This is a genomic window from Chamaesiphon polymorphus CCALA 037 (assembly GCF_003003845.1).
Lineage (GTDB): Bacteria > Cyanobacteriota > Cyanobacteriia > Cyanobacteriales > Chamaesiphonaceae > Chamaesiphon > Chamaesiphon polymorphus.
The window spans coordinates 1-10,305 of sequence record NZ_PVWO01000184.1 but is presented as its reverse complement, the minus strand read 5'-3'; the positions used below and the strand labels follow the sequence as shown (position 1 = coordinate 10,305).

General features: G+C 47.7%; 10 protein-coding genes. 7 read left to right on the top strand and 3 right to left on the bottom strand.

Annotated elements, in window-relative coordinates; translation table 11 throughout:
- The 3 genes from C7B77_RS14915 to C7B77_RS14905 form a co-directional block, all read left to right on the top strand.
- Positions 1-850: glucose-6-phosphate dehydrogenase (NADP(+)) (locus C7B77_RS14915; RefSeq protein ID WP_146138335.1), on the top strand; the 850-nt coding region annotated here is incomplete at its 5' end.
- A gap of 160 nt (positions 851-1,010) precedes the next feature.
- On the top strand, positions 1,011-2,375 hold the full coding sequence (gene opcA, locus C7B77_RS14910) for a glucose-6-phosphate dehydrogenase assembly protein OpcA (RefSeq protein WP_106306200.1): 1,365 nt from the start codon (positions 1,011-1,013) through the stop codon (positions 2,373-2,375).
- Between the two features lie 94 nt (positions 2,376-2,469).
- Positions 2,470-3,204: a hypothetical protein gene (locus tag C7B77_RS14905; protein ID WP_181243872.1), complete on the top strand. Its 735-nt coding sequence runs from the start codon at positions 2,470-2,472 to the stop codon at positions 3,202-3,204.
- 98 nt (positions 3,205-3,302) lie between these two features.
- Here C7B77_RS14905 and C7B77_RS14900 read toward each other — a convergent pair whose 3' ends face one another.
- Both C7B77_RS14900 and C7B77_RS14895 read right to left on the bottom strand, forming a co-directional pair.
- Entirely contained in the window at positions 3,303-3,668 is a 366-nt protein-coding gene (locus tag C7B77_RS14900; RefSeq protein ID WP_106306195.1) for a DUF5615 family PIN-like protein, read from the bottom strand.
- Positions 3,665-3,895, bottom strand: a complete 231-nt coding sequence (locus tag C7B77_RS14895) for a DUF433 domain-containing protein (protein ID WP_106306192.1) — start codon at positions 3,893-3,895, stop codon at positions 3,665-3,667. The genes C7B77_RS14900 and C7B77_RS14895 overlap by 4 nt, the downstream gene beginning before the upstream one ends.
- A 276-nt stretch (positions 3,896-4,171) precedes the next feature.
- Here C7B77_RS14895 and C7B77_RS14890 point away from each other — a divergent pair, with 276 nt between their 5' ends.
- From C7B77_RS14890 to hisD, 4 genes are all read left to right on the top strand, one after another.
- Complete coding sequence (locus tag C7B77_RS14890; protein WP_106306189.1) at positions 4,172-6,493, top strand: Tex family protein; 2,322 nt, start codon at positions 4,172-4,174, stop codon at positions 6,491-6,493.
- Positions 6,494-6,596: 103 nt separating this feature from the next.
- The gene (locus C7B77_RS14885) at positions 6,597-6,890 is read left to right on the top strand and encodes a type II toxin-antitoxin system Phd/YefM family antitoxin (protein ID WP_106306203.1); all 294 of its coding nucleotides are present in this window, start codon (positions 6,597-6,599) and stop codon (positions 6,888-6,890) included.
- Entirely contained in the window at positions 6,887-7,195 is a 309-nt protein-coding gene (locus C7B77_RS14880) for a type II toxin-antitoxin system RelE/ParE family toxin (RefSeq protein WP_106306186.1), read from the top strand. The genes C7B77_RS14885 and C7B77_RS14880 overlap by 4 nt, the downstream gene beginning before the upstream one ends.
- A gap of 214 nt (positions 7,196-7,409) precedes the next feature.
- Positions 7,410-8,738, top strand: a complete 1,329-nt coding sequence (gene hisD / locus C7B77_RS14875) for a histidinol dehydrogenase (protein WP_106306183.1) — start codon at positions 7,410-7,412, stop codon at positions 8,736-8,738.
- A gap of 172 nt (positions 8,739-8,910) precedes the next feature.
- Here the strand turns inward: hisD and C7B77_RS14870 are convergent, their stop codons facing one another.
- Positions 8,911-9,846, bottom strand: a complete 936-nt coding sequence (locus C7B77_RS14870) for a hypothetical protein (protein WP_106306180.1) — start codon at positions 9,844-9,846, stop codon at positions 8,911-8,913.
- Between the last annotated feature and the right edge of the window lie 459 nt (positions 9,847-10,305).

The following is a 10,305-nucleotide window of genomic DNA, read 5'->3' as shown; positions in this document are numbered from 1 at the left end:
CCATGTCCAGATCACCGTCGCCGAAACCGTCGGTGTCGAAGATCGTGCGGGTTATTACGAATCCGCTGGCGCACTGCGAGACATGATTCAAAACCACCTGATGCAGGTATTTTGTCTCACCGCCATGGAACCGCCCAACTCCCTCGATGCCGACTCCATTCGCACCGAAAAAGTCAAAGTCCTCGAAGCCACCCGCCTCGCCGATGTTCACAACCTCAATCGATCGGCAATTCGGGGACAATATCAATCAGGCTGGATGAAAGGCAATCCCATCCCCGGCTATCGCGAAGAACCCGGCGTCGCTCCTGGCTCCGTTACCTCCAGCTTCGTCGCCATGAAATTTATGGTCGATAACTGGCGGTGGAAAGACGTTCCCTTCTATCTCCGCACGGGCAAACGCCTACCCAAAAAAGTCTCCGAAATCGCCGTGCAATTTAAAGAAGTGCCCTGGCTAATTTTCCAATCAGCCTCGCGTCAAGCCAATCCCAACGTCCTGACATTCCAGATTTATCCCAACGAAGGCATATCACTCCAATTTGAAGCCAAAATGCCTGGAGCCGATTTACGCACCCGCACCGAAAATATGGACTTCAATTACCAAGAAGCCTTCGGCGTTAAATCTTCCGACGCCTACGATCGATTATTGATCGACTGTATGCTCGGCGATCAAACCCTCTTCACCCGATCCGATGAAGTCGAAGAAGCATGGCGCATCGTCACCCCCGCCCTCTCCGACTGGGAAGCCAACACCGATCCCAACTCGATTTCCCTCTATGAAGCAGGCACCTGGGGGCCTCTGGCAGCCGAAGATCTGATTAATGATGATGGTCGCAAGTGGCATCGATCTTAAATTAGTGAATAGTGAACAGTGAATAGTGGATCGTGATTTCATAAGCTCTAAACTTCAGGGTTTCGATCTTCAAATAACCCGATCTTTTTCAACTCACATTCACTATCCACTATTCACCTCACTATCCACTATCCACTATTCACTATTCCCTATCCCCTACATGAGTACCCAATCCCCACCAGTCGTCTCCCTCCGCGCGCCAAAGGATGTTTCGGTAACCGATATCGAACATGAATTAGATCAAATTTGGAAAGATTATCAACCAGAAAGCCAAGCCCAAGATACGATCGTCGCCAAACAGGCTAGCACCTTTACCCTGATGGTGTACGAGCCAGAACAGACCCAGCACATGTTAGCAGTGTTAGGTTTCTATGATGGCCCGATCGATGGAATTTTTGGCCCAGCTCAGGTTAAAGCCATCAGAGCGGCACAAAAAGCTTATACACTCCCCGTCACGGGTAAGCTCGATCGCGAGACGATGGGCAAAATTCAGGCAAATTATCACGATCGCATTACCGCCACTAACGACAAACACGCCCTCGCCGTCGAAAAAGACATCGACAATCGCGGTTATGTCGTTACCGATGCGATCGCCAATACCAATCCCCGCCGGATCGTCACACTTTGTCCGATCGTCGGCGAAGATAGTAGCGTCACCGCCCAAGTATCGGTATATTGCCCGATGAAGAAGCAATACCTACATTCCCTCGTCTGTAGCGAATACGTTACCTTGCGGGGCACGCCAGACGCCTTAGAGCGCAATGGCGAAAGTATCGCCAATCTCTCCGTTCCCGATTTACCCCGCTTCTTGTGGTGGAAGGATACTCCTACACCCACCAAACCACTATTTCAACAGTTAGCACATCAAGCACATTCAGTCGTATTTGACTCGGCTGAGTTTGTCGATAGCGAAGCCGAACTATTGCAACTTCACGAAATTCTCGATAACGGTATTCCCGTCATCGATCTCAACTGGAGACGGATTGCTGGCTGGCAAGAACTCACCGCCGAAGCCTTCGATCCCCCCGCTCGTCGCAAAGATATCACCGAAATCGATCGAGTCGATGTCAACTACGAACTAGGCAATCCCGCTCAAGCCATTATGTTTCTGGGATGGTTTTCCAGTCGTCTCCAATGGACACCCGTCAGCTACAAGCATACTGGCGGCGATTACGACTTGCGCGAGATCGATTTTGTCGCTCCTGACGGACGCAAAATTCATACCGAACTAGCCGGAATGCCAACCGCCGATCCCGGCGAAATTCCTGGCGATTTAATGGGTGTAAGACTAAACTCCACCAACCCCAAAGCCAACTGTATTACCGTCCTCTGTTCGGAAGTAGCTGGCTGTATGCAAATGGAAATGCGCGGCGGTACCCAAACCGCACGAGTTGAAGAAGTAACCTCCCTCGCCGAGCGCAATGCCGAAGATTTGCTCGCTGAGTACTTACAACGCTGGAGCCGCGATTTACTCTACGAACAAACGATGACCGTCGTCGCTCAAATTTTGAGTAAATTAGGTTAATTCCGACAATACGTAGGTTGGGTAGCGGATGCGCTCCGGTCGGGTTTCCCGACCATGGAAGCGACGCACACAAACGGGAGGCTTCCTCCCGTTTGTGTGCGTCAAGACAGCGCACCAAGCAGAGCGACAGCGAAACCCAACTTACACAGATAAAATGACTCTATTTCATATCTTCGGATCTCCTTCTTCGATCGATCGGGATATCCTCGTTTTTGTAGATACATTACCAGAATTGGAAGCCAGCAAAACCCTCGCCAAACAGCTTGCACGGACAATTCAGGCACACTTTAAAGATGCCAAACCGCCAAATATTAACTTCGGCATTCTGGATAATGGGGTAATTACCAAGACGCTCAAAGGCATCCCCGACGAAACCAATAATGCTATTTTGGCAACCTATGGCTTTCACCCCCAACCACATCAACTTGCTGTTACCCGTCCGGTAGTGCGAGATCTTGATGCCAAAAACCAGCGCGTCGCTCGCGTTATCCTCTCATTCTACTCTCGCACGACTCACCGCGAAGGGGTCACGCAAGCCCTCCGGGGAGACTTTAATGCAAAATGTGCCATGCTATCGCAACTCGATTTTTCTGTACCTATAGACTTTGGCAAACAGGCTGCGTCTGAAGTCGAAATTTACAAAAGTATCGCCTTTCAACTCGGACAATCGCTAGCACTGGCTGAGGGTGTCGAACTCTATACTAAAGAAGATATCGGTTCGCATTTCCCGCTCTTTGGTGCTGCACTCCGTCGCGAGCCAATTACCCCCGAATGTCGGCAGGCTTTAGAAAATGCCAAGCAGCGGTTCTTAAATATAAACTTTACCTAAGCTACTCGATCGAATACCAAGAGCTACAATCCTTATTTATCGAGTGATGGCGATCGAAACTAGTAAAGATATATCGAAAATATATGCGTCGATTTACATCAGGAAAACGGTAGTATTTTTACCCTAGAACGCAAGGTGTCTAATGTAATTAAAGCACCACTTTCAAGCTCAACTCTAAAGCGATCGAGTGAAGAAATCACCAAATCTCCGATCGCCGCAGGTAGTAAATCTTGGGTGCGAACTTGAATCACGCTGGGCAGATTGGCTTTGGACACTGCTAACAATGTTCCAAAATCTAGATCGTTAGTGAATACGATATAATTATTGGTTCGAGCATAAGCCATAATCGTGCGATCGCTAGCAGCCGAGTCACCTACTATCGACCAATGAATCGATTCTATCTCTACTTCCATAAATGCTTTTACCCATTCTGGCGATAGATTCATATCGATTAAAATCTTCATACCAAAGTTAAAGGTAGATCGATTTCTTCGACTCGCCAAGCCGCGTAAGATAGGGCTTCATAAATATCTAGTAGCTCTAAATATGGATAGGCGACGAGGATTTCTTCAGGCGTGCGTCCTGATGCCATCAGTCCGACAATCGTGCCTACAGTCACGCGTAAGCCACGAATGCAAGGCTTTCCGCCCATCACTTCGGGACTAAATGTAATTCGAGACAACTCTTTCATGTGGATTCTCCTTATTGAAATCGAGCTTTATTCGTAAGTGGATTGGTGTAAGTAGTTATTGAAATAGCTAATACCTGAACTCTAGCTGGTGGTCACTGCTCTACTAATATTTTATAATTAATTATGCCTGCCCGAAAGCCATAACTTGTTAAATTAACTTTGTCCATCGTATACTGTACGGTATCTAAATTTTAATGCTCGTCGGTAATTCATAGTTTCCCGGCAAAGACTTACTTTCTTCAAACAACTTCAAGCCAACTGAAATAATAATTTCACATGTTAGACATCCGCGCTCAAATTGCTTCCGAACTCGACTTAAACCCTGGCATCGTGCAAAACGTCCTAGACTTATTTGCTGAAGGAGCCACGATCCCGTTTATTGCCAGGTATCGGAAAGAGCGAACGGATGAGATGAATGAAATCGTGTTGCGCGAACTCGAAGAAAGATTTACCTATTTGACAGAACTGGCTGTGCGAAAAGAAAGTATTATTAGCTCGATCGAGTCTCAAGATAAATTAACTCCAGAATTGCGCGCCAAAATCGAGAACTGTCTGTTAAAAACCGAACTAGAAGATTTATATCTACCATACAAACCCAAGCGACGCACGCGAGCGACAATTGCCAGAGAGAAAGGACTAGAAGCACTAGCTGAATTAATTCGCTCTTTAAATAATCCCAGTGCCAATCCTCTAGAATTAGAGCCAGAAGCAGCTAAATATATCGATGAGGAAAAAGGTGTCAAGACAGTCGTTGAAGCGTTAGCTGGTGCTTCCGATATTATCGCTGAATCGATCGCTGATAAAGCCAATTTACGCGCTTATGTTCGCGAGTATATTCAATCTGAAGGGCAATTTACATCGAAGATTAAAGATGATGTCGCTGAAGGTTCGACGAAATTTGAGATGTATCGCAAGTATACGGCACCTGTAAGTAGAATTGCGCCTCACAATTTACTTGCCCTATTTCGCGGTGAAACTGAAAAAGTACTGAGTCTCGACTTAGAATTTAGTGAAGATGATATCTTAGATTATTTAGCATCTCAAGAAATTAAGACTAAAGTACCTGCAATTCGAGACTTTTATCAAGCTATGCTCAAAGACGCTTTCAATCGCTTGATGAAAACATCTTTAGTAAATGAAGTCAGAGCTGAATCTAAATTACAGGCAGATATCGGTTCGATTTCTAACTTTGAAACCAATCTCCGCGAGCTGTTGTTATCTGCTCCGGCGGGAATGAAACCGACATTGGCGATCGATCCTGGATTCCGTAGTGGCTGCAAGGTTGCGGTATTATCAGAAACGGGTCAATTCTTGGCGTATGAAGCCGTTTTCCCCCATCAAGCCGCCAACCAACGCCAACAAGCTGCCAATACAGTCAAGCAATTTATTAAAAAGTACAACATTCAATTAATCGCGATCGGGAATGGTACCGCCGGACGCGAAACCGACCAATTTGTCATCGAAACGATCGCGGATATCGAACCCAAACCGATTAAAGTAATGGTGAATGAATCGGGAGCATCTATTTATTCTGCTAGCGAAGTAGCCATCTCAGAATTTCCCGATCTGGATATTACCGTGCGCGGCGCAATTAGTATCGGACGTCGCTTACAAGATCCGCTGGCAGAGCTAGTAAAAATCGATCCTAAATCGATCGGTGTCGGTCAATATCAACACGATGTAGACCAAAAATTACTCAGAAAAAAACTCGACGATACCGTCGAAAGTTGCGTGAACTATGTCGGTGTCGATCTCAATACGGCATCTAAAGAACTGCTCACTTTTGTCTCTGGTTTAACGCCGACAATTGCAAATAATATCATTGCCTATCGCAACGAAAACGGAGCTTTTAAAAACCGCAAACAACTACTCAAAGTAGCCAAACTCGGCCCTAAAGCCTTCGAGCAAGCCGCAGGCTTCCTCCGCATCCGCGATGGCGAAAATCCGCTAGATAATACCGCAGTCCATCCCGAAAGTTATCCGATTTTGGCCGCGATCGCTAAAGATGTCAACATCCCCCTCACCGAACCCACCAAACTCGGCTCCCAACTCAAACAGACGGATATTAAAAAATACATCACTGACACTATCGGCGAACCCACCCTCCGCGATATCATCGGCGAACTCGAAAAACCCGGACGCGACCCCCGCGCGGAGTTCAAATATGCCACCTTTAAGGAAGGCATTCAGGAAATTACCGATTTAGTCGTCGGCATGGAATTGGAGGGCACCGTGACCAACGTAGCTAACTTTGGAGCCTTTGTAGACATCGGGGTGCATCAAGATGGCTTGGTACATATCTCCCAGTTATCAGATAATTTTGTCAGCGATCCCAACCAAATCGTCAAAGTCGGTCAAGTCGTCAAAGTAAAAGTACTAGAAGTCAACGCTCAACTCAAACGCGTGAGTTTGACGATGAAAACTGGTGCAACCCAAACAGATCGGCAATCCCAACAGCCAGCCGAGCGCAGTCCTAAACCCCAACCATCATCGGCTAAACCGTCGAAGATAGTACCGAAAACTCAACCAGTACAGCCAGAATCAAACCAGCCAGCAACACTGGCAGATTTACAACGTAAGTTTGGTAAGAAAAAATAGCTCTGAGGTGACACCACAGGCAAGATCGAACGCTTTAATGTAAGACTTGACATTTTTTATCCAAATGGAGCATCATATAAGCATTATATATAATGCTTATATGATGTTAGACCTTAGTCGAGATATCAACTCACTTTCTAATTTCAAGCGAAACACGGCTGAATTTATCGATCGACTCAAAGCAACTAAGTCACCATTAGTACTCACAGTTAATGGCGTATCTGAATTGGTCGTTCAAAGTGCAGAAGGATACCAACAGTTACTCGAGCGAATTGAGTATTTAGAAACTACTGCGGGAATTCGACAAGGACTCAATGAATTAGCAGATGGTCGGGCTGTTGAGGCGATCCCCGCGTTAGAAGCACTCAGAAACAAGCTTCAACAGCCGCAAGCATGAATTACAGCGTCGAAATTCTGCCACAGGCACTAGACAACATTGAATCGGCTTACCGCTGGATCGCAAATAACCATAGTTCAGAACGTGCCGAACAATGGTACGAAGAACTGATGACCGCAGTTCGATCTTTGTCACGGTTTCCCAACCGTGCTAGCCAAGCCCCAGAGGCTGCTGAGATCGAACTGGACATCCGCCAGCTATTTGTGGGGAAGAAGAGACAATATCGAGTGTTATCTGTGGTCGATAAGGAACGCGTTTCTATTTTATACGTCCGTCACACCAGTCAATCTTGGTTGAGTGAATAACAGACGATTTAGCAATTGTGTTATTACCATGACAATATCTAGCCAACAAAATCATCCACTATAAGCAATTGTCGAAACTAATCGTCAAGCGCGATCTGTGTTGCCCCGACCGCTAAAAATCGCGCTAAGCTATAACATATAAGGTCGCCAAGGATAGACTGTCCCCACAGACCCCCGATCGTTCCACCTCCTGACTAATTGGCATTTTTCAATTATGCTGCGAATCATCACTCAGCAGACTGAAGCGCAACAAGAGTTGCAGCGCATCAGTGCCCGCACACACGACGATGCGATCGTCCATAAAGAAGCCACCGTCAACGAGATTGTCCAAACAGTCAGACGGCAGGGCGACAAGGCTTTGCTACACTATACGGCTGAATTTGACGGTCAATCTTTGACAGTCGATCGGTTGCGGGTCAGTGGTGCCGAATTAGATGCTGCCTATCAACAGGTGTCTAAGGAGTTACTAAAAGCGATCGAACTTGCCGCCCAAAATATCGATGCTTTTCACCGCCAGCGGATGCCCAAATCTTGGGTCACCTTTGGCGAGGATGATGTCGTCCTCGGCAAACGCTACAATCCCGTCGATCGGGCGGGCATTTATGTACCTGGAGGCCGCGCTTGCTACCCCAGTACGGTGCTGATGAATGCCATTCCCGCCAAAGTCGCAGGCGTGCCCCAGATCGCCATGGTGACGCCCCCAGGAGCCGATAAAAATCTCAATCCTGCCGTCCTGGTTGCCGCTCAAGTCGCTGGCATCGAAGAAATCTATCGGGTGGGTGGTGCTCAATCGATCGCAGCTCTGGCATACGGTACCGATACGATCGCCAAAGTAGACGTCATTACAGGCCCCGGTAATATCTATGTCACCCTCGCCAAAAAGTTAGTCTATGGCACCGTGGGGATCGATTCCCTCGCAGGGCCATCGGAAGTCTTGATTATCGCCGACCGCAATGCCAATCCCCAGCACGTTGCGGTCGATTTGTTAGCCCAAGCCGAACACGATCCGATGGCGGCGGCAATCTTAATTACCACCGACATGACTTTGGCGACAGCCGTTCAAGCAGCAGTCGAGCAACAACTGGTAAATCATCCCCGCCGCACGCTCACCGAAAAATCGATCGCCCACTACGGACTGATCGCGATCGTCGAGACTCTGGAACAAGCCGCCGAACTCTCTAATCGGTTCGCACCCGAACATTTAGAAATCAAAACTGACGATCCATGGGCATTAATCGATCGGATTCGTCATGCGGGGGCGATCTTCTTGGGCGATTCGACTCCAGAAGCTGTCGGCGACTACCTGGCTGGCCCCAATCATACCTTGCCGACATCTGGTGCCGCTCGTTATGCCTCTGCCTTGGGTGTCGAGACATTTATGAAGCACTCTAGCTTGATCCAATATTCGCCAGCAGCTCTGAGCAAGGTTGGGAATGCGATTCAGGCTCTCACCCAAGCTGAAGGACTATTCTCGCATGGGGAGTCGGTACGCCTGCGGCTGAACGATGTTGCCACCGAGCGGTTGCGCCAACGAGACGAATAACGAAGGCAGCAGGCAGAAGTTGCGATAAGCTCACACTACCGAGGAATTTACCTCGATCCCAGATCGTCAAAGAAGGGGCAATTCATGAATTGTCCCTTCTTAATTTATGCAAGCGATCGGTTATCGATTACTGCAACTACAATTGTTTGGCCGTTTGTCGATCGCGTACAGTTTAAGATCGATCGGGCAACTCTAGCTTTTGCGGCAGCGACCGCTTAATCGGTGCGGGTTTGGGTTTTTCGACCTCGCTGCGAGGGGTGACTGCTTTAGCATCATCCCCCTCCCAGGGCTTTTTAAATGGTTTTGGGCTGCCACCCTCGCTCGGCGGCTTACCACCTCCTTTACGCGGCGTTTTTGCCCGCAGAGTAGCCACAAACTGACCGCTGCGGATCTCTAAATTGTTCTCGACTCTGACTACATCAAAATCCCAGAAGTTACCAACGAGCTTTTGAGGGAGATCGCCAATTAGTCGAATTTTAAAATATCGCTCTTCTTCGGTTTTTTTCTTAGGTGCTTGGCGAATTTTGACAAAAATCTCTTTGGTTTCTCGCGACTGATAAATGACTTCGCCCCGAATCGAGAAATAACTATCGGGAATCCCTAAAGTTTCGATCGTGGGCATCGGCGGTACCTCTACTGGTGCGCTAGACTCCTCTGGATCGATCGTCGCCGAATCGAGCGGCTTGACCACCAATTGCGGATCCCACATCCCCATAATTTGGGCGTGCAGCTTGTTATCCTCTTTGCGAATACGTGGATAGACTACCCACAGATGCGATTTTTCTAAATCCAGATGATTTTTGATCAGACTCATGATCCGACCGAGAATGACAGCGTCAATCTCCGTACCATCATCGGCCAAAACCATCCCTTGATTGAATTCCTCACTGGAAGGAATATACTTACCTAAAATCAAGCCGATCGCTCGATACTGGAGCGGCTCGCTTGCTGGCGGAATCGGTGTATTCCCCGTCAGTTGTAGCATCGGGGGCAAAGGTGGATAATCTGCCGGATCTGGTTTTTTCGGTCGCTTGATCGGTTTCGCAGGTCTGGTAGAAGCCTCTGGATGCGATGGAGGCCGATCGGTGGGGAATTGTGCAGAACTCATAGAAAATGCCTTCGGACGGAGTCAAATTTTTCGATCTCCCTCTCATGGTAATCGGGATCTTCGAGACTGAATTATGGGTATGTAACAACCAAGCAGATCGACTATCTGCAAAGATCGACATCTGGCGATAGGTAGATAGTGCCCACATCCCGCGCTCAAACTACTATGGAAGCAACCCAATCGATCTAAAAGACTGACTTTGGTTACATTCACTTGCATAATTATTGATGCCAGCCTATTCTAGCAATTTCTGGTCAAATCCTGAAATCAACCTTAAATTATTACACCCGATCGTCCCAAACTTCTGTGCCGATCGATGCAATCTCGTAATTTAACCAGTCAATTTCTTCGGTGTTACACTTTTTTATTAATTTAACTATCCCCTACCCCTACCCTACCGTGTCTACACCAATTATTTAAGTTACTCCTGAGATGGTTTACCCCACCCCAGCCCTCCCC

What these genes read in the sequence shown, in the direction of transcription:
- opcA (WP_106306200.1), top strand. Translation starts at nt 1,011, where the DNA reads ATGAGTACCCAATCCCCACCAGTCGTCTCCCTCCGCGCGCCAAAGGAT.
- C7B77_RS14900 (WP_106306195.1), bottom strand. Translation starts at nt 3,668, where the DNA reads ATGAAGATTTTAATCGATATGAATCTATCGCCAGAATGGGTAAAAGCA.
- C7B77_RS14895 (WP_106306192.1), bottom strand. Translation starts at nt 3,895, where the DNA reads ATGAAAGAGTTGTCTCGAATTACATTTAGTCCCGAAGTGATGGGCGGA.
- C7B77_RS14890 (WP_106306189.1), top strand. Translation starts at nt 4,172, where the DNA reads ATGTTAGACATCCGCGCTCAAATTGCTTCCGAACTCGACTTAAACCCT.
- C7B77_RS14885 (WP_106306203.1), top strand. Translation starts at nt 6,597, where the DNA reads ATGTTAGACCTTAGTCGAGATATCAACTCACTTTCTAATTTCAAGCGA.
- C7B77_RS14880 (WP_106306186.1), top strand. Translation starts at nt 6,887, where the DNA reads ATGAATTACAGCGTCGAAATTCTGCCACAGGCACTAGACAACATTGAA.
- hisD (WP_106306183.1), top strand. Translation starts at nt 7,410, where the DNA reads ATGCTGCGAATCATCACTCAGCAGACTGAAGCGCAACAAGAGTTGCAG.
- C7B77_RS14870 (WP_106306180.1), bottom strand. Translation starts at nt 9,846, where the DNA reads ATGAGTTCTGCACAATTCCCCACCGATCGGCCTCCATCGCATCCAGAG.